We start from the raw sequence: 17,478 nt of genomic DNA, 5'->3' as shown, positions 1-17,478 counted from the left end.
ACACGGAAGGAGGTGACAGTTATGCCCGGCATTCGAGTCAAGGATGGTGAGTCCATCGAGAGCGCCCTCAAGCGCTTCAAGAAGGCTACCGAGAAGGCTGGTATTCTCTCCGAGATCCGTAAGCGCGAGCACTACGAGAAGCCTTCCGTGAAGCGGAAGAAGAAGGCTCTCGCGGCCAAGAAGCGCGCGGTGAAGAAGGCGCGCAAGACGTACTAGCCGCCCTTTCGTGAGCCGGGGACGCGTCAGTCGAGCGCCCCGGCTTTCGTCCGTTCAGCACCCTTCCCACACATACCTGGAGCACTGCCATGGCCACCGTCAGGGAGCGCATCGACGCCGACCTCAAGGACGCGATGCGGTCGAAGAACGAGCTCAACACCAGCGTCCTTCGGATGCTCAAGAGCGCCATCAAGTACAAGGAAGTGGAGCCCGGCGCCACCGGCCCTCTCGACGAGGCCGCCATCCTTCAGGTGATCGGCACCCTCATCAAGCAGCGCCGCGACTCCGTCGAGCAGTTCAAGTCCGGAGGCCGCCCCGAGCTGGCCGAGAAGGAAGAGCAGGAGATCTCCGTCCTCCAGAACTACCTGCCCAAGCAGCTGTCCGCGGACGAGCTGCGCGCCGAGGTCCAGGCCGCCATCACCGAGGCCGGTGCCAAGAGCGCCAAGGACATGGGCGCGGTGATGAAGCTCCTCACCCCCAAGCTGCAGGGCCGCGCCGAGGGCCGCGCGATTTCCGAGGAAGTGAAGAACCAGCTGTCCAAGCTGTAGCAGTCCCGGCCTTCCGGCCTCGAACGGCACCGGGCGGGTTCTTCGAGAACTTGCCCGGCCGCTGATCGGCCATTAAGGGTATCCGGTCGCTTCCCGTCCACCCACCCGGACGGTTCCCGACGCGCCGAAATGCCCTTCCTTCTCCACATCGTCGACCCGAGCCGGACCTCCCTCGCCCATGTCAGGGGCCCGTCCCATACTCGTCCGCAGGGGCTGGTGTGCGGACCATGGCGGTCCGCTCGCGCCGGGCGGAGGGGGTGGGACACATGATCCCCGAGCACAAGATCCAGGAAGTCCTCGAGCGGGTGGACCTGGTGGGGCTCGTCTCGCGCTACGTGGAGCTCAAGAAGGCCGGGCGCGAGTTCAAGGGCCGCTGCCCCTTCCACCAGGAGAAGACGCCCTCCTTCTACGTCGTCCCCGAGAAGCGCTTCTATTTCTGCCACGGGTGCCGCGCGAGCGGTGACGCCGTGTCCTTCGTGCAGCGCTACCTGGGCAAGACGTTCCTGGACGCCGTGAGGGACCTGGCCCGCGAGGTGGGGGTGGACCTGGAGGCGGCGCAGGACCCCGGCGCCCGGGAGCGGCAGCAGCTCAAGGAGGCCACCGACCTGGCGGCCGAGCACTTCCGGGCGCTGCTGTGGGAGGAGGAGGGACGCCGGGCCCGGGCCTACCTCGCCAGCCGCGGCATCTCCGAGGAGACGGCGAAGGCCTTCGGGCTGGGCTGGGCCCCGGCGGCGTGGACGTCGCTGGCGGACCGGCTCACCAAGGCGGGGATGGTGGAATGGGGCCTCAACGCGGGCCTCGTCAACAGGCGGAACAAGGGGGACGGCTACTTCGACTTCTTCCGCAGCCGCCTCATCATCCCCATCCGCGCCCCCGAGGGCCGCCCCATCGCCTTCGGCGGCCGGCTGGTGGACGCGGAGGAGGGCCCCAAGTACCTCAACTCCCGCGAGTCCCGGCTCTACAACAAGAGCGAGACGCTCTTCGGCATGGACCAGGCGCGCGATGAGATCCGCCGCCGCAAGGCCGCCGTGCTGGTGGAGGGCTACTTCGACTGCATCGCCCTGCACCAGGAGGGGGTGAAGCACACGGTGGCGCTGTGCTCCACCGCGCTCACCCCGGGGCACCTCAAGGTGCTCGGCCGCGCCGAGGCCCGGGAGCTCTTCCTGCTGCTGGACGGAGACCAGGCGGGACTGGCCGCCGTGGAGCGCCTGGCCGGCCCCCTGCTCGCCGCGGGAGCGGCCGCCAAGGTGGCCCTGCTGCCCCAGGGCGATGACCCGGACACCTTCATCCGCCGCGAGGGCGCCGTGGGCCTGGAGCGGCTGCTCACCGAGGCCCGGCCCCTCACCAATCACGTCTTCCTCACCCTCCTGCCCCAGGGGAAGGAGGCCAGCTTCGAGGAGAAGATGGCCGCCCTGGAGCGCCTCAAGCCCGTGTCGGCGCAGCTGCCGGTGGGGCTGGTGCGCTCGGCCTTCTTCGGCGCCCTGAGCGCCTGGTGCGGCCTGCCCGCGGCCGAGCTGGAAGCCTCCCTGCGCAGCAAGGCACCGCCCCCCGCGGTGAAGCCCGCGCCCAAGCCCGGTCAGCCACCGGCCAGGGGAGCGGCGCCCCAGGCCCCGGCGCCCCGCCCGCCTCCGGTGAAGCCCCCGGACGCCCTGGAGGCGCTCTACGTGGCCGCCGTCCTGCGCGAGCCCCGGCTCGTGGTCCGCGACACCTTCCGCGTCCACGACGAGCTGTCCCACCCCGGCCTCCGGCTGGTGCTCGCCCACGCCACCTCGGGCCACGGCGCCGAGGACGCCCTCTTCGAGGCGCACGACACCCTCAAACGCGCCGTGGAGGCCGCCTCCCGCCAGCTCGCCGAGCAGCAGGGCTCCGCCCTGGAGCACTACTTCCTCCAGCTGTGCCGTGCCATCATGCTGCGCCGCATCAATCAGCAGCTGGACTACATCAAGCGCACCACCAGCCAGATGACCGGGGCCATCGACCTCTCGGAGGAGACGAAACAGCTCCTCTCCCAACGAATCGAGCTCCTTTCGCTCAAGAAACGCGTGGAAGAGGAAATCCGCCCGTCCCCCCCGGGAACAAAGGCCCCCATGCAACCGGTTTGAGTTCGCGTTTGTAAGAATCCTCTACTTTGCGATAGATCGGCCGGCTCGCTCCAGGCCAGGTCCCTGTTTTTCCAAGGAGAAGTACCCGAATGCCGACGCAGAAGCCCTCCTCGAAGGTGGCCGTCAAGCCCAAGAAGAAGGTGGCCCCGGAGATCCGCAAGAAGAAGAAGCCGGAGGACGCCTCGGCCAAGGGTACCGAGGGCGCTGAGGCCGCGCCCGCCCTCTCCGCGAAGAAGGCCGACAAGGCCGAGCGCAGCGAGAAGACCGCCGCCGCCGAGAAGGCCACCGAGACGCTCAAGAAGCGCAAGGCCGTCACCCAGGTGGACGACGGCGACGTCGACCCCGAGGAAGCCGCCGAAGAGGCCGCCGCCGCCGTCGAGGTGGATCCCGACGCCGTCGAGGACGAGGTGGATGAGGAGCCCATCGCCGATCGCAAGGAGGTCAAGGATCTCCTGGCCGCCGGTCGCGAGAAGGGCTTCCTCACCTACGACGAGGTCAACGACGCCCTGCCCGCGGACATCGTGTCGTCGGATCAGATCGACGACGTGATGAGCATGTTCGGCGACAACGACATCGAGATCGTCGACGCCCAGAAGGCCGCCCAGAGCACGGAGATCAAGCCCACGGTCGCGGTGGAGGAAGAGCGCGCCGAGGCCGACGAGGACGAGAAGGACGAGGACGACGAGCCGGGTGGCAAGTCCAACGACCCTGTCCGCCTCTACCTGCGCAAGATGGGCAGCGTGAGCCTCCTCACCCGCGAGGGCGAGGTGGAGATCGCCAAGCGGATTGAAGACGGCGAGAAGGAAGTGCTGCGGGCGCTGCTGGCCTGCCGCGTGGCCATGGTCGAGATCCTCGACATCGGCAACCGGCTGAAGAACGGCAAGCTGCGCGTGCGCGACGTCATCAAGGACGCGCCCGAGGAGGCCCAGGCCGAGGGTGAGGAGCCCGAGGTCGAGGCCGCCGAGGAGGGCGCCGAGGGTGAGGGCCAGCCGGCGCAGCTCGCGCAGAGCGAGCTGAACAAGATCGAGCAGATCAACAAGCAGATCGAGCGCATCCGCAAGTTCGCCAAGGACTGCGAGGCGCTCGATGCGGAGCTCTCCGGCAAGAAGAAGCTCACCGACGTCAAGAAGAAGGAGCTCAAGCAGGAGGTGAAGGATCTCCGGACCAAGATGATGGAGGTCCTGGAGGAGATGCGGCTGAACAAGAAGCAGGTGGACCGCATCGTCCTGAACCTCAAGGGGCTCATCGAGCGCGTGGAGAAGGCGGAGTCGGAGCTGCGCGAGCAGGAGCGCCGCTACGGCGTGCCGATGGACACGCTGCGCGAGCTGCTGCGCGAGGCCAAGGAAGACCCCGAGGCCATGAAGAAGGCGCAGCGCAAGCTGAACGCCACCACCGAGCAGATCGAGGCGCTCGAGCGCGACGTGCGCACGGCCACGCGCAACATCAAGCGGGTGGAGGAGGAGGCCAACCTCGAGGTGGAGGAGCTGCGGCGCAACTACGAGGCCATCCGCATGGGTGAGCGCCGCGCCGAGCGCGCCAAGACGGAGCTGGTCGAGGCCAACCTGCGTCTGGTGGTGTCCATCGCGAAGAAGTACACCAACCGCGGCCTGCAGTTCCTGGACCTGATCCAGGAGGGCAACATCGGCCTGATGAAGGCGGTGGACAAGTTCGAGTACAAGCGCGGCTACAAGTTCTCCACGTACGCCACGTGGTGGATCCGCCAGGCCATTACCCGCGCCATCGCGGACCAGGCCCGCACCATCCGCATCCCGGTGCACATGATCGAGACGATCAACAAGCTCATCCGCACCAGCCGCTACCTCGTGCAGGAGATCGGCCGCGAGCCGACGCCCGAGGAGATCGCGGAGAAGATGGAGCTGCCGCTCGACAAGGTGCGCAAGGTGCTGAAGATCGCCAAGGAGCCGATCTCCCTGGAGACGCCGATCGGCGAGGAAGAGGACAGCCACCTGGGCGACTTCATCGAGGACAAGAGCCTGGTGTCGCCGTCGGACGCGGTCATCAACATGAACCTGGCCGAGCAGACGCGGAAGGTGCTGGCCACGCTGACGCCGCGCGAGGAGAAGGTGCTGCGGATGCGCTTCGGCATCGGCGAGAAGAGCGACCACACGCTGGAAGAGGTGGGCCAGGACTTCGAGGTGACGCGCGAGCGCATCCGTCAGATCGAGGCGAAGGCGCTGCGCAAGCTGCGTCACCCGAGCCGCTCCAAGCGCCTGCGCTCCTTCGTGGAGAGCTGAGCAGAAGAGCGCCCAGCCTCGTCCACCCCCTCGCCAAACCCTCCCTAAACCCTCCCTAAACCCTCCCTAAACCCTCCCTCTCCCTCCGGGAGAGGGTCGGGGTGAGGGTATCCGCCCCCCTGGGTCATGCCCCGAGGGCCGGAGAGTGGGTAAGAAGAAGCCCCCGTTCCGAAGAGGACCGGGGGCTTTTTCGTGTGCGATCCCCTCTCCCACTGGGAGAGGGCCAGGGTGAGGGTCTGCCCTGAGCAGGGAGGCCACATGCCGGCGAAACGGAAGACAGCGAGCAGGAGCAAGCCCCGACCCGAGCCCCCGAAACCCCTCCCCTTCCCCGAGGCCGTGCGCCGGGCGGTGCGAGCCATTCCAAGGGGCGAGGTGCGCTCATACGCGCAGGTGGCGCTGTACGCGGGGAGGCCGGGGGCGGCGCGAGGCGTGGGGCGGGAGCTGAAGACGCTGGAGAACGTGCCGTGGTGGCGGGTGATCCGCTCGGACGGGCTGTTGGCACCGGCGGTGGCGGTGGAGCAGGCGCGGAGGCTGAAGGCCGAGGGGGTGCGCCTGGAAGGCCAGGGCACGCACTGGCGCGTGCAACGCTGAGCAGCGAGGCACGCGCCCTCTTGCGCGCGCGCGGGGTGCGCGATACTTCCCGGGTCAGTGCGGCGCCCACAGCGCCGTCCGGTGTGTCTGGGGGGCCCTTAGCTCAGCGGTCAGAGCTGTCGGCTCATAACCGATTGGTCCCTGGTTCGAATCCAGGAGGGCCCACTCCCCTTCCCCCGCACCGCGCCTCAGGATTTTCCGCTGAGGCACAGGAGCGGAATCCTGCCTCCTGCGAACTCCGCACCACCGGCGCACCATGCGGGCCGCCCACGGCCAGCGGGAGCACCTCGGCAAGGGGTTCCTCGACCGGCCGGAAGCTGAACTGCTCCAGGCCCGCGCGCATGTCCTCGACGTCGAGCTTCCAGTAGACGCCTGCAATACACCAGACTCGACGGCTTGACCTGCTTGTCAGCCGCTCTTTGTAATTCGACGGGATTGGACTTTCTGCTCGGGCGGCTCGCCCGGAGAGGCGAGGCAATGCCCAGGCCTTCTGTCGATACTCGTCACATGGACACACGACGGCCCCTGCGCGCGGGCGCGCTGGCGCTGGCGTCACTGATGCTGGTTACAGCGTGCGCCACGGGGGCCCCCAAGGGTGGAGGCTTGACGGCTTCCCGTTACCGTCCGCCGGTGTCGCACGACTCGCCCGAGCCGTGGGAACCGGAGCCAGAAGCCGAGAACGAGGACACGGGAGAGGCTTTCTTTGCCAGGCTGCCCACGGACTTCGCGCCTGTGCAAGTAAGCGACGCTGAGTTTTCGGCAGCCATGACAACGCTCTGGCTCAACATGCCGCTTCGGGTGGTAGCGTCCCGCCCACCGTTGTATGTGGGCCGTAGGCTGGCGTTGGCTTCCGCGCCATCGAGCGGCGAAGCGTGGCAATCAGACCTCGCCCGGTCCTATGGTCTGTTTTGCGAGCGGTGCGGCACTCCGGGGGATTGCCTGACACTGTTTGAAGATGGGCCCCGCATCCAGGATGACGACAAGCGAAGCCTTGCGCTCGCCCTGGCGATTGGGCCAGCCCTGGAAGGAGTCAACGCGGAAGTCCGGGCCATGCTCGACCCCACACGGATGATGGCAATGCTTAGCATCAGCATCACGGCCTATATGGCGCTGCTGTTGGCACCAGTGCCAGATCCGGTGACAAAGGGCGCGGCCCTGGTATTCAGTGCCGCCTTATGGGGTTATCTCGGTTATGAATTCTTCGACCTGCTGCGAGCCTATGCACAGCTTTACGAAGATGCAGCCCGGGCTTCTACCTTTGCGGAGTTGCGCGAGATCGGCGAGCGTTTCGGGCGTGTCATTGGCCCCAACAGTGTGCGGATTCTCGTCATTGTTGGGACGGCGGCCATTGGTGAAACGGTGGCCCTTGCGTCCAAGGCCCCAATGCTCCCCGGATTCACGCAAGCGTCGGAGAGAGTAGCGGCGAGTACCGGCTTGGGCCTGCTGGAGACGGCAACGGGAGCCGAGCGCCTTATTTTCTCGGTGCCAGAGAGGACGATCCGCGTGGTGATGGCGCCTCATGCCGTGGCCATGGCTGCCCGGAGCGTGAGCGCTGGGAGTCCTGCACCGGCTCGGGGCAAGCTCCTCCCTAACGGACACAGGGCGTGGGGGTCGTTTGGTGGCTTCAAATCGGCCATGGGCTCCGCGGGGACGGGAAAGGAATGGCATCACATCGTGGAGAAGACTCCTGGGAATGAGAAACGGTTTGGTGGCGCAGCCCTGCATAACACCGAAAACGTCATTGCCCTGGATAAGGATTTACACACAGACATCAGTGCTTTCTATTCGTCGATTCGACCGGCCATCACGAAGTCCACAAAGCTGACGGTCAGGAAGTGGCTCAGCACCCAGTCTTACGAGGCACAGCGGGAGTTTGGCTTGCTGGCGATCGAGAACATCAAAAAAGGAATCTGGAAATGAACGTGGAGAGCCTTGCGGAGGAGTTCGCTCGAAACGTGGCCGCACAGACAGATGCGATCATGAGAGGTGATAGCAAGGCCGGAAACAAGTGCGCCAGGCGTTACACGGCGGCTTTCAAGAAATTGCGAGACCACGGTGAGGCGGGGCGGGACGCACTCGCGGCGTTGTTTGCGCATCCGCGCATGGATGTTCGGGTTTACGCGGCGGTTTTTCTGCTCAGCGAGCGACCAGAGCAAGCCAGGCCCGTTCTAGAGGAAGCAGCCAAGGGGGAAGGCCTGATTCCTTTTGAGGCATCCCAGGCGTTGAAGCATTGGAACGCGGGCACTTGGAGCTTGGATGTGGATTAAGAATTAGATACGTCCGCCGGGGAGATGGTGTGGCTCCTGGGCGCATACGCATGGCGCACCACGCGGAGTCGAAACGGTGGAAACGGTGCCAACCGACTCCGTCTCCACGCCACTGGAAACCCCAGTGCTTTCCGCAGGCTGCGAGCCGGTGACAGGGGCGGCGACCCCCTGCCAACCCGCCCGCTCCCGGCTCACCGATGGGTCCCTGGTTCGAATCCAGGAGGGCCCACTCCCCTTCCCCACCGTCAGGCCTTGGCGCCCTCGCGGTTCTTCTCCTTCTCGTCGCGCCCGTGCACCGCCGCCGGCGGGCTGGTGGCCTCCACCGCCGTGAAGGGCTCGAGAATCTTGTACGTGTGGCTCGCGCCTCTCGGCACCAGCCACGAGTCCCCGGGGTTGAGCAGCAGCACCTGGCCCTCGAGGTGCAGCTCGGCGCGGCCCTTGATGACGTAGCCGACCGTCTCGTAGTCGCGCGCCGCGGCGGGCAGCGGCTCGGCGGGCTGCTCGTTCTCCCACAGGCGCATGGAAACCCGGATGCCTCCGGCCAGGTACTTCTGCCCCATCTCCCCCTTCGGGGAGAAGTGGGAGTCGACCTTCTTCACGCTGGTGTCGCCCATCTCGTCTCCTTCGCGGACGCTGGCGGTTGTCCTTTGCCGGACAAGGTAAGGAGCGCCGGGCCACACCAACCCCGCAACGACACGCCCGCTCCCCCCTCGACGGGAAGAGCGGGCGCGAAGGACACGGCCTTCTCAGGCCGTGGAGGCGAGGCCTGTCACCCCGCCGGGCGCACGTTCTGCGCCTGCAGGCCCTTGGGGCCCTTGGTCACTTCGTATTCCACCTTCTGGCCCTCGGCCAGGGAGCGGAAGCCATCCATGTTGATGGCGGAGTGGTGGCAGAACACATCCTCGCCACCCGCGTCCGGCGCGATGAAGCCGAAGCCCTTCGCGTCGTTGAACCACTTCACGGTACCGGTTGCCATGTACTTCCCTGCTTTCTGCACGTGCGTTCTACGGACTACAGACGGGCACTCCTACCCATTGAAGTGCCTGTGGGGGTTAACGGTCCGCACCTCCCCCCCATTCCAGTGGGTGGCCTTCACACTTCTTCATAAGTACTGGGCGCCCCCTTCACACCCCCCCCGTACCTTCTGCACCAACCGATGGATGCCGGGCTCCTGACTGCCCGGCCGCTCACGGAAGGAGCAGCACATGTTCGGATTCATTTTCGGTACCGCCTGCCTGGCCGGTCTCTTCTACACCCTGCGCCGCGGCCGCTGGCACCACCGCCACGGCGGCCCCGGCCGCTGGAGCTGGCGCGGCCGCATGCGGTGGCTCTTCGAGCGCCTGGACACCTCGCCCGGCCAGGAGAAGGTGCTCGTCCAGGCCGCGGATGATCTCACCGAGGCCTTCGCGAAGATGCGCGACGAGATGAGCGCCACCCGCGCCGCCGCCGCCCGCTCGCTGCGGGGCGAGTCCTTCGACGCCGCCGCCCTGCGCGAGCTGGACGCGAAGCACGACGAGCTCATCGACAACCTCCGCAAGACGCTGCGCACCTCGCTCTCCAAGGTCCACGAGGCGCTGGATGCGAAGCAGCGGCGCGAGCTCGCGGACATGCTCGAGCACGGCTGGGGCCACGGCTACCGCCACTCCGGCTACGGCGGCGGCTGCGGCGGCTGGCGCGGCGCCCGGTCCTGCTGAGCACTCCTCCACCCGGAACCAGGAAAGGAACACACCATGCGCCGCCGCTTTCTCATCGCCCTGCTCGCCCTCGGCACCGTCGCGGGCTACTCCTCCGGCTTCGCCAGCCTCTACCGCTGGCACCGCTACGGTCACGCCTACGGTGGCCACTGCCGCCAGGGCCGGGCCTATGACGACGACTCCTTCCGCTCCGGCGCCCCGCGGTGGGCGCCCGCCCAGGCCCCGCAGGGTCCGCAGCCCCAGGCCCAGGCGCCCCAGGGTCCACAGGTGCAGTAGAGTCGGTGCTCTCCCATGGCCACCCGCGTCCTCCTCATCGATGATGACACCCGGATGTACGAGCTGCTCGCGCAGTACCTCGGGCAGAACGGCATCACCGTCACCCATGCACCCGATGGAGGACGCGGCCTGGCCGCGCTGGAGGCCAGCACCTACGACGCCGTGCTGCTGGACGTGATGATGCCCGGCATGGACGGGCTCGAGGTGTGCCGGCGCATCCGCGCGAAGAGCACCCTGCCCGTCATCATGCTCACCGCGCGCGGCGACGAGACGGACCGCGTGGTGGGCCTGGAGCTCGGCGCGGATGACTACCTGGCCAAGCCCTTCAGCCCTCGCGAGCTGCTCGCGCGCCTGAGGGCCGTGCTGCGGCGCGCCCAGCCCGCGGCCGTGGCCGAGAAGCTGGAGTCCAGTGGCGTCTCCATCGACGTGTCGGCCCGGGAAGTGCGCACGGGCGGCAAGCTGGTGGAGCTCACCGGGCTCGAGTTCGATCTCCTGGTGGCCCTGGTGCGGCGGGCCGGGCGCGTCATTCCCCGCGATGCACTGCTCGGCGAGGCCGGCCGGAGCGACACCGTGGTGGGCGAGCGCACCGTGGACGTGCACATCTCCCACCTGCGGCAGAAGCTGGGAGACGAGGGCAACCGCCTCATCAAGACGGTGCGCGGCGTGGGCTACCTCTTCACCAAGGAGTGACCATGAGAGGGCCCATGAGACGCCACCCGCACGGGCACCCGGTCCACCCCCTGCACAGGCTCCGGGCCGGGCACCGCTACGGGCCCATGAGCCGGTTGGGGCACTTCATCCGCGCCCGGCTGCGCCGCCGGCTCTTCGTCTGGTTCGGCGTCTCCATCCTCACCACCGGCCTGGTGGTGGGCACGGTGATGAGCGTGATGGGCGGGTTGATGGGGGATGGCTCCTGGCGCCAGGAGGCCACTCGCGCACGCACCTTCATCAACAACCGCCTCGTCGAGGTGTGGGACGATCCGGTGCGCCGGGACGCGCTCGTGCGCTCCATCTCCGAGGACCTGCTCGTCAGCGTGGAGCTGCGGGATGCCTCCGGAGCACTGCTGTCTCGGGCCGGTGAGCCCTGCCCTCCCCATGCGGAGATGTCCGTACCGGTGGAGCGTGGCGGGGTGAGGCTCGGCACGGCGAACGCCTGCTACGGACACACCCGGCCCCGGGGAGCGCCCTGGCGCGGGCCGATGGTGCTGATTCTCGCCGGGACCACGCTGTGGATGGCCTCGGGGTGGCTCGCCCGGAGGTTGTCGCGGCCGCTGGACACGCTGGCGCGGGCGGCGCAGGAGCTGGGCGAGGGCAAGCTGGACACGCGCGTGCATCTGGGCCGCTACGCCACCGGCGAGATGTCCGTGCTGGCCGACGCCTTCAACGAGATGGCCACACGCGTCGAGCGGCAGATGGCGGATCAGCGCGAGCTGCTGGCCGCAGTGTCCCATGAGCTGCGCACGCCCCTGGCGCACATGCGGGTGCTCGTGGAGTTGATGCGCGACGCGGGAGGCTCGGAGCAGACGGCGGACCAGATGGAGCGCGAGGTGGTGGAGCTGGACGCGCTGGTGGGCGAGCTGCTCGCGAGCTCGCGGCTGGACTTCGGCCAGCTGACGCCCCGGGAGCTGGACGGGAAGGACCTGGCGGCACGGGCACTGGAGCGTACGGGGCTGCCCGCGGAGGCACTGTCCGTGGAGCTGCCCGAGGCGAAGCTGACGGGAGACGCCACGCTGCTGGGGCGCGCGCTGGCCAACCTGCTGGACAACGCACGCAAGCACGGCCAGGGGGTGGAGGCACTGCGGCTGCTCGAGCGGGACGGACAGCTCGCCTTCTGCGTGGACGACCGCGGCCCGGGGCTGCAGCCCGGCGAGGAGACGCGCATCTTCGCGCCCTTCTACCGGAAGGACCGGGGCGGCGAGGCCCGGGAGGCGGGCTCGCTGGGACTGGGGCTGGCGCTGGTGCAGCGAATCGCCCGGGCGCACGGTGGCGACACCTTCGCGGAGAACCGTCCGGGAGGAGGCGCCCGGGTGGGCTTCACCGTGAAACGCGAGGGCCCCGCCGCGACCCAGCACCCACCGGCATCCTCTCGCGTCCAGACGTAGACACCGCCACTCCCTCTCCCCTCGGGAGAGGGCGGGGGTGAGGGTATCCGGGCCCCGGGTTCCCACCGGAGCCCCGGACCCGTGCCTACTTCACCCCGCCGGAAGCCGTGCCCTTGGCGTCCTCGGAGGAGAACTCGAAGGAGGCCGTCACCGTCTCCCCTTCCTTGACGGACACCTCGGCCGTCTTGGTCCCGAGCGTCTCGTGCCAGGCCTCGAGGGTATAGGTGCCCGCGGGCAGGTGCTCGATGGAGAAGGCGCCATCCGAGCCCGAGGTGGCGAAGTACGGATTCGGATTCACCACCACCCAGGCGGCCATCCACGGGTGGATGTCACACTTGAGGCGGATGACCTCGGCATCGGCGGGCAGGGGGCGGGGCACGGCCTTGGCGTTGGGAGGCTGGGCCACGTTGAAGACGGTCTTCGTGCCATTCAGCGCACGCGCGTTGTGCAACGTGCCGTCGCCGTTCTTGATGAACACCTGCTGCCCGGCGGTGACGCCCTGCACGCGCGGGGTATAGGAGCACTTCTGCTGGTCGATGAGCGCGGGCTCGCCTGGGCGCGAGTGGGGCACCAGGCCGCGCACGCGCACGAGCACGTTGGCCAGCTTGCCGTCCGTCACCAGGACGGACTGCTCCTTCAGCGCCATGCCATCACAGGCGGGATCATCACTGGGCTTGATGGAGGCGGGCGTGGGGGGAGCGCCCTTGAAGGCGATGGTGCCCTTCACGGTGCCGCCACCGGTGGCGGGCGGAGCGGGCGCTGGGGCGGGAGCCTCGGCCCTGGGCGCGGGAGCGGGGGCCTTGGCCACGGGAGCGGCCGGAGGGGCCTCGTGCTTCTGGCAGGCCGGCACGGCGGCGAGTCCCACCGCACCGAGCACCGCGACGCCCAGCGTACGCAACTTCATGTGAACACTCCCTCGTGTCGCCGACGCGTATCGGGTCGCGCACAGCGGCCAGATGTCATGGGGACCCCTCGTAACAGAAGAGAGGTCGCGGAACCAACGGAACAACAGCTATTCCGGCTATTCGCGTCTACTAACGCTCAAAGCGGCGAGCCCCAGGAAGACGGTGGCGAACACCAGCAGCACGGGCACCTCGAGACCCGCGCCAGAAGAAGCGGTGCCCACGGCGAGCGAGGCCTCGGCGCCATACAACGCGCGCCGCACGCCCTCGACGGAGAAGCGCATGGGGTTGAGGCGCATCACCCACGCCAACAGCGGCCCGGCCCCCTTGAGGGGAAACATCGCACCGGAGAGCACCCACATGGGCAGCAGGACGATGCTCATCACCGCGTGGTAGCCGGCGGTGGAGCGCACCCACCAGGCCAGGGCGATGCCCATGCCGGTGAGGCCCAGGGCGGAGAGCACCATCACCGTCAGCAGCAGCGGCACATCCAGGGTGGCGGCCTTCACTCCGGCCATGGGGGCGAAGAGGAGGAAGAGCGAGGCCTGCAGCAGCGCGATGGCCGAGGAGCCCAGGGCCTTGCCCAGCACCACCGCCAGGCGCGAGCCCGGCCCGGCGAGCACCGACTGGAGGAAGCCCTCGCGCCGGTCCTCGATGACGGAGATGGTGGCGAAGATGGCGCTGAAGAGCACCACCATGGTGACGACACCCGGGAAGGAGAAGCGCTGGTAGTCCAGGCCCTGCGCGCCCTCGACGCGGAAGGAGCCGGCGAAGCCCGCGCCGATGACGAACCAGAAGAGGATGGGCTGGGCGAGCGCGCCCACAATCCGGCTGGGCTGTCGGAAGAAGCGCACCACGTCGCGCGCCAGCAGCACGCGCACGGTGGACCACTGGAGCGCGAGCCCGCCCGGCGCACGCTCCTCGGTGAAGGCGGGAGTGTCTTCGCCCGCGCCCACCGCGAGGTTCAGCCCCTCGAGCGCCACGCGCGCCTTGAAGCGCCGGGTGAGGCCGTCGAGCTGCAGCAGGGGCACCGCGGAGTGCATCATCCTCGAATCAACCGTGTCCCCCGCTGTCGAGCATCAGCGCGGCGAAGAGGCCGGCCAGGTACAGCAGGCTGAACAGGAACGTCTGACGGGCCCAGGGCCTTCCCAGGCTCCGGAAGAGCCCGGTCGCCCCCAGTCCGAGGAAGGACAGGCCCAGCACCACCGCGGCCGCCAGGTACCACGCCCCGGCGATGCGCAGCTGGAAGGGCAGCAGCGTCATGGGCACCAGCGCCACCAGGTAGAGGACGATCTGCAGCCGGCTGGAGTCCTCCCCGCGCTCCAGCGCCACGGTCTTGAGGCCGGCCGCCGCGTACTCGTCCTTGCGGAACAGGCCGATCGCGATGGTGTGCGGGATCTGCCACAGGAAGAGGATGGCGAAGAGGACGTAGCCGCCCGCGTCGATCTGTCCCGTGACGGCCGTCCAGCCCATGAGTGGAGGCAGCGCGCCGGGCACCGCGCCCACCAGCATGGAGGCGGACGTCCGCGCCTTGAGCGGCGTGTACGCGAGCACGTAGCTGAGCAGCGCCACCAGGCCCAGGCCCGCGGTGAGCAGGTTGGCGCCCAGCGCGAGCGCCGGCAGGGACAGGGCCGCCAGGGCCAGCCCGAAGCCCAGCGCCACGCCCGGCTCCATGCGCCCCGAGGGCAGCGGACGGTTGCGGGTGCGCGCCATGAAGCGATCGCTCTCCCGCTCCCAGTAGCAATTGAGCGCGTTGGCGGCGCCCACCGTGCCCGCGGTGGCCAGCAGCGTCACGAGGATGCGCGGCACCGTCAGCTCGCCGGGCGCCAGCCACATGCCGCCCGCGGCGGTGGCGATCACCAGCCCGGACAGCCTCGGCTTGGTGAGGGACAGCAGATCCGAAGCGAAGCTCGACTGATGACTCACGGCACGCGCGCTCACGGCTGACTCCCTTACACAGAGGGGAGTCGCACTTCAAGCAAACGGGCGCGGGATTTTCACCATCCCCGCGCCCGTCGACATCAGCACCGCTTGTCGGAAGCGGCAGTCCGGCTCACAACGCGCCGGCCTGCGCCACGTACTCGCCCTTGGGCGCGCACGTGATGTACTGCTGCGCCAGCGGCTTGGCCTTGGTGGCCTGCTTCGGGTCCTTCTTCAGGAACGCCGCGTAGAAGTAGTAGGCCGGGCAGTAGTTCTCGTCCGCGTTGAGCGCCTTCTGGTACGTCTCGTCGGCCTTGGCGGGGTCGCCCTTGCCCTCGAAGACGCGCGCCAGCTCGAGCAGCGCGGTGGCGTTGCGGTCCGGCTGGCCGATGAACTCGGTGCTCGCCTTCTCCAGCGACTCCTGGGCCATCGTCCACTCGCCCCGCTCGCGGAAGATGGTGCCCATGGCCAGGCGGGCCTCGGGGTTCTTCGCGTTCGGCTCCTTCACCGAGCGCTTGTACGCGTCGATCGCCTCGTTGAGCTTGTTCTGCTTGCGGTAGGCGTTGCCCAGCATGGTGAGCAGCTTGGGGCTGTCACCCATGGTCTTGATGGCGGTGACGAGGGCCTCGGCGGCCTCCTTCTCGCCGCCCTGCTTGCCCATGAGGGCCTTGGACAGCTCCACGTAGAACTGGGCGCGCGTGGGATCGATCTTGATGGCCTTGCGGATCTCCTCGGCGGCCTTGTCGTACTCGTTCTCGGAGAGCAGCCGGCGGCCCTTGATGAGCGACAGCTCGGGGCTGGCCTTGTCCAGCGTGAAGCCCGTCTCCTCGGCCTTGGTCAGCTCCTGGCGCGCCTTCTCCTTGTCGGTGGGCACCCCGGTGGCCTCGGCCAGCTTGGCCTGCTCCTCGGGCTTGAGCTTCTCCATGGACGCGGACACGCGCGAGATGAGCAGCGAGCGCGCCAGGTTGGCCGCCGCGAGCTGACGCGGCGACGGAGGCGGATCGGCATCCAGCAGCTTCTTGATCATCACCGCGGCCAGCCCGAAGTTGGCCTCGTCCTGCTCGAGCATCAGCAGGGACTTGCCGAGCAGGGACTCGTGGTGGTCCTTCTCGTAGCGCAGCGCGAAGTCGTAGTTCTTCCAGGCGATGGCGTCCTGGCCGAGCCGGCGGTACGCGGCACCCAGCGCGGCGTAGATGCGCGGATCATCCGGAGACAGGCCCTGGGCCTTCTCCAGGTTGTCCTTGGCGCGGTCCAGGTCACCCGCGTTCATCTGGATGAGGCCGAGCGTGAGGTACAGCAGCGAGCTGCGCTTGCCCTCCTCGTCGAACTTCTTGACGCGGCCCTCGAGCTCGCCGAGCGCGTCCTTGCCCTTGCCACCGTACGTCTTGATGAGCGCCTCGGCGGCGTACAGGTGCGAGCTGATCTCCCCGCTCTTCTTGGCGGAGGCCAGGTGCTCCTCGGCGCGCTTGCGGGCGTCGTCGCCGCCGCCGTGCTCACCCCAGCGGATGGCGTAGGCGTAGGCCAGGTAGCCGTGGGCGGCGGTGGAGGTGTCGTCCACCTCGAGCGCCTTGTCGGCCGCCTCGCAGGCCTTCTTGTAGGAGGCGAACGAGTCGTGCTTGAGCTGCTCGGTGGCGGCGTCGAGCTGCTTCTTGATCTCCCGGTTGCGCTGGGCGGCCATGCGCCCCTGCCAGAAGTAGCCACCCAGGATGAGGGGGACGGCGATCACCAGGCCGAGGGTGATGAACCTGGCGCTGCCGCCGCCCTTCTTGCGCGACTTGCGAGGCGCGTCGTCGTCATCGACGTCATCGTCCTCGTCGACCACGACGGGCGCGGCGCGGCGGGCCGGGGCGCTGGCGGGCTTCTCGGCGCGGGCCTTGGGACGCGGAGCCTCCTCCTCATCCTGCTCGGCGGCCACCGGACGCCTGCGGGCGGCGGCGGGAGCCGGAGCGGGCTCGGCGGCGGGAGCGGGCGCGGCGGCCATGGGAGCCGGAGCGGCCACGGGCGCGGCGACAGGCGCCGGAGCGGCGACGGGGGCCGGAGCGGCCACGGGCGCCGGAGCGGGCGCGGCGGCCTGGGGCGGCTGCACCTGATACTGCTGCATGGCCGCGAGCGTCTCGGCGTCCGCGGGGTCCGCGGCGTAGGCCTTGAGAAGGTTGGCCTTGCCGGCCTCGCCCTCTCCGGTCTTCAGCTGCAGCGTCCCCGCCATGCGCAGCGAGGCCTTGTCGGTGGGCTGCACCTGAAGGGCGCCGAGCACCTCTTCCAGGGCCTTCTTGTCCTTGCCCTGCTCCGCGTACACGCGGCCCAGGAGGAGACGAGGATCCGCGCGATCAGGGTGGGCCTTCACCCCTTTCTTGCAGACGACCATGGCCTCCATGAAGCGACCTGCGGCCAGGTACGCCTCGGCCAGCGGCTTGTACGCGTCGGAGGAGGGATCCGAAGCAAACGCTTGCTCCAGCTTCGTAATCTCGGCCGGGCTCAACTTCGATGAGGGAGTAGACATTCCGATGGGAAGCGCCTGATGGGAGGGGGTTCTTATGACACCCCGAGTTGCCGCGCGTCAATCGCGCAAGAGGCCCGGAAGATTCCCGGCTTGACACGTGGAATA

The 17,478-nt window shown here is 68.6% G+C and carries 17 protein-coding genes and 1 tRNA gene; 12 read left to right on the top strand and 6 right to left on the bottom strand.

Annotated elements, in window-relative coordinates; genetic code table 11:
- The first annotated feature begins 21 nt into the window (after positions 1-21).
- The 8 genes from rpsU (at position 22) to AC16DP_RS21805 (ending at position 7,979) form a co-directional block, all read left to right on the top strand.
- Positions 22-216 (top strand): 30S ribosomal protein S21, encoded by a 195-nt coding sequence (gene rpsU / locus AC16DP_RS21840; protein WP_002621505.1) that lies wholly within the window; start codon positions 22-24, stop codon positions 214-216.
- An 89-nt stretch (positions 217-305) separates the two neighbouring features.
- Entirely contained in the window at positions 306-764 is a 459-nt protein-coding gene (locus AC16DP_RS21835; RefSeq protein ID WP_329730732.1) for a GatB/YqeY domain-containing protein, read from the top strand.
- A 266-nt stretch (positions 765-1,030) separates the two neighbouring features.
- Positions 1,031-2,866, top strand: coding sequence for a DNA primase (gene dnaG, locus AC16DP_RS21830; protein WP_329730733.1), 1,836 nt, complete (start codon positions 1,031-1,033; stop codon positions 2,864-2,866).
- An 89-nt stretch (positions 2,867-2,955) separates the two neighbouring features.
- Positions 2,956-5,121 carry an RNA polymerase sigma factor RpoD gene (rpoD, locus tag AC16DP_RS21825; RefSeq protein ID WP_483956848.1) on the top strand — a complete coding sequence of 722 codons (2,166 nt, stop codon included), beginning with the start codon at positions 2,956-2,958 and terminating at the stop codon, positions 5,119-5,121.
- Between the two features lie 258 nt (positions 5,122-5,379).
- A complete protein-coding gene (locus AC16DP_RS21820) occupies positions 5,380-5,712 on the top strand; it encodes an MGMT family protein (protein ID WP_329733955.1) in 333 nt (110 codons plus the stop codon).
- A 92-nt stretch (positions 5,713-5,804) separates the two neighbouring features.
- Positions 5,805-5,877 (top strand) — tRNA-Ile (locus AC16DP_RS21815).
- 312 nt (positions 5,878-6,189) lie between these two features.
- Complete coding sequence (gene sitA5, locus AC16DP_RS21810) at positions 6,190-7,632, top strand: SitA5 family polymorphic toxin (RefSeq protein WP_483956847.1); 1,443 nt, start codon at positions 6,190-6,192, stop codon at positions 7,630-7,632.
- Positions 7,629-7,979, top strand: a complete 351-nt coding sequence (locus AC16DP_RS21805; protein WP_329733953.1) for a DUF2019 domain-containing protein — start codon at positions 7,629-7,631, stop codon at positions 7,977-7,979. Before sitA5 ends, AC16DP_RS21805 begins: the two co-directional genes overlap by 4 nt.
- 245 nt (positions 7,980-8,224) lie before the next feature.
- Here the strand turns inward: AC16DP_RS21805 and AC16DP_RS21800 are convergent, their stop codons facing one another.
- Positions 8,225-8,593 carry a cupin domain-containing protein gene (locus AC16DP_RS21800; RefSeq protein WP_329733952.1) on the bottom strand — a complete coding sequence of 123 codons (369 nt, stop codon included), beginning with the start codon at positions 8,591-8,593 and terminating at the stop codon, positions 8,225-8,227.
- Between the two features lie 155 nt (positions 8,594-8,748).
- Positions 8,749-8,955: a cold-shock protein gene (locus tag AC16DP_RS21795; RefSeq protein WP_047856399.1), complete on the bottom strand. Its 207-nt coding sequence runs from the start codon at positions 8,953-8,955 to the stop codon at positions 8,749-8,751.
- A gap of 229 nt (positions 8,956-9,184) precedes the next feature.
- Between AC16DP_RS21795 and AC16DP_RS21790 the strand changes: the two genes are divergently transcribed.
- The 4 genes from AC16DP_RS21790 to AC16DP_RS21775 are packed head-to-tail and all read left to right on the top strand — an operon-like array spanning position 9,185 to position 12,051.
- Entirely contained in the window at positions 9,185-9,673 is a 489-nt protein-coding gene (locus AC16DP_RS21790) for a periplasmic heavy metal sensor (protein ID WP_329733951.1), read from the top strand.
- A 36-nt stretch (positions 9,674-9,709) separates the two neighbouring features.
- Positions 9,710-9,949 carry a hypothetical protein gene (locus tag AC16DP_RS21785; RefSeq protein WP_329733950.1) on the top strand — a complete coding sequence of 80 codons (240 nt, stop codon included), beginning with the start codon at positions 9,710-9,712 and terminating at the stop codon, positions 9,947-9,949.
- 15 nt (positions 9,950-9,964) lie between these two features.
- Positions 9,965-10,639 (top strand): response regulator transcription factor, encoded by a 675-nt coding sequence (locus tag AC16DP_RS21780; RefSeq protein WP_329733949.1) that lies wholly within the window; start codon positions 9,965-9,967, stop codon positions 10,637-10,639.
- Between the two features lie 14 nt (positions 10,640-10,653).
- Positions 10,654-12,051 (top strand): HAMP domain-containing sensor histidine kinase, encoded by a 1,398-nt coding sequence (locus tag AC16DP_RS21775; RefSeq protein WP_414640803.1) that lies wholly within the window; start codon positions 10,654-10,656, stop codon positions 12,049-12,051.
- A gap of 85 nt (positions 12,052-12,136) precedes the next feature.
- On the opposite strand, the gene AC16DP_RS21770 is transcribed toward AC16DP_RS21775, so the two are convergent.
- The 4 genes from AC16DP_RS21770 to AC16DP_RS21755 all read right to left on the bottom strand — a co-directional run bounded on the left by AC16DP_RS21770 (position 12,137) and on the right by AC16DP_RS21755 (position 17,373).
- Positions 12,137-12,955, bottom strand: a complete 819-nt coding sequence (locus tag AC16DP_RS21770; RefSeq protein WP_329733948.1) for a carboxypeptidase regulatory-like domain-containing protein — start codon at positions 12,953-12,955, stop codon at positions 12,137-12,139.
- Positions 12,956-13,072: 117 nt separating this feature from the next.
- The gene (locus AC16DP_RS21765) at positions 13,073-13,999 is read right to left on the bottom strand and encodes an ABC transporter permease (protein ID WP_329733947.1); all 927 of its coding nucleotides are present in this window, start codon (positions 13,997-13,999) and stop codon (positions 13,073-13,075) included.
- Between the two features lie 7 nt (positions 14,000-14,006).
- Positions 14,007-14,894: a heme o synthase gene (gene cyoE / locus AC16DP_RS21760; RefSeq protein ID WP_329733946.1), complete on the bottom strand. Its 888-nt coding sequence runs from the start codon at positions 14,892-14,894 to the stop codon at positions 14,007-14,009.
- A 112-nt stretch (positions 14,895-15,006) separates the two neighbouring features.
- Entirely contained in the window at positions 15,007-17,373 is a 2,367-nt protein-coding gene (locus AC16DP_RS21755) for a tetratricopeptide repeat protein (RefSeq protein ID WP_329733945.1), read from the bottom strand.
- Positions 17,374-17,478: the final 105 nt, after the last annotated feature.

This window comes from Archangium sp., assembly GCF_057119385.1.
This window is presented reverse-complemented; position numbering and strand designations above follow the sequence as displayed.

Excerpts from the sequence above, each read along its gene's own strand:
- AC16DP_RS21805 (WP_329733953.1), top strand. The coding sequence starts at position 7,629 with ATGAACGTGGAGAGCCTTGCGGAGGAGTTCGCTCGAAACGTGGCCGCA.
- sitA5 (WP_483956847.1), top strand. The coding sequence starts at position 6,190 with ATGCCCAGGCCTTCTGTCGATACTCGTCACATGGACACACGACGGCCC.
- rpsU (WP_002621505.1), top strand. The coding sequence starts at position 22 with ATGCCCGGCATTCGAGTCAAGGATGGTGAGTCCATCGAGAGCGCCCTC.
- AC16DP_RS21820 (WP_329733955.1), top strand. The coding sequence starts at position 5,380 with ATGCCGGCGAAACGGAAGACAGCGAGCAGGAGCAAGCCCCGACCCGAG.
- AC16DP_RS21800 (WP_329733952.1), bottom strand. The coding sequence starts at position 8,593 with ATGGGCGACACCAGCGTGAAGAAGGTCGACTCCCACTTCTCCCCGAAG.
- AC16DP_RS21755 (WP_329733945.1), bottom strand. The coding sequence starts at position 17,373 with ATGTCTACTCCCTCATCGAAGTTGAGCCCGGCCGAGATTACGAAGCTG.
- AC16DP_RS21795 (WP_047856399.1), bottom strand. The coding sequence starts at position 8,955 with ATGGCAACCGGTACCGTGAAGTGGTTCAACGACGCGAAGGGCTTCGGC.
- AC16DP_RS21770 (WP_329733948.1), bottom strand. The coding sequence starts at position 12,955 with ATGAAGTTGCGTACGCTGGGCGTCGCGGTGCTCGGTGCGGTGGGACTC.
- dnaG (WP_329730733.1), top strand. The coding sequence starts at position 1,031 with ATGATCCCCGAGCACAAGATCCAGGAAGTCCTCGAGCGGGTGGACCTG.
- AC16DP_RS21785 (WP_329733950.1), top strand. The coding sequence starts at position 9,710 with ATGCGCCGCCGCTTTCTCATCGCCCTGCTCGCCCTCGGCACCGTCGCG.
- AC16DP_RS21780 (WP_329733949.1), top strand. The coding sequence starts at position 9,965 with ATGGCCACCCGCGTCCTCCTCATCGATGATGACACCCGGATGTACGAG.
- AC16DP_RS21775 (WP_414640803.1), top strand. The coding sequence starts at position 10,654 with ATGAGACGCCACCCGCACGGGCACCCGGTCCACCCCCTGCACAGGCTC.
- AC16DP_RS21790 (WP_329733951.1), top strand. The coding sequence starts at position 9,185 with ATGTTCGGATTCATTTTCGGTACCGCCTGCCTGGCCGGTCTCTTCTAC.
- AC16DP_RS21835 (WP_329730732.1), top strand. The coding sequence starts at position 306 with ATGGCCACCGTCAGGGAGCGCATCGACGCCGACCTCAAGGACGCGATG.
- rpoD (WP_483956848.1), top strand. The coding sequence starts at position 2,956 with ATGCCGACGCAGAAGCCCTCCTCGAAGGTGGCCGTCAAGCCCAAGAAG.
- AC16DP_RS21765 (WP_329733947.1), bottom strand. The coding sequence starts at position 13,999 with ATGATGCACTCCGCGGTGCCCCTGCTGCAGCTCGACGGCCTCACCCGG.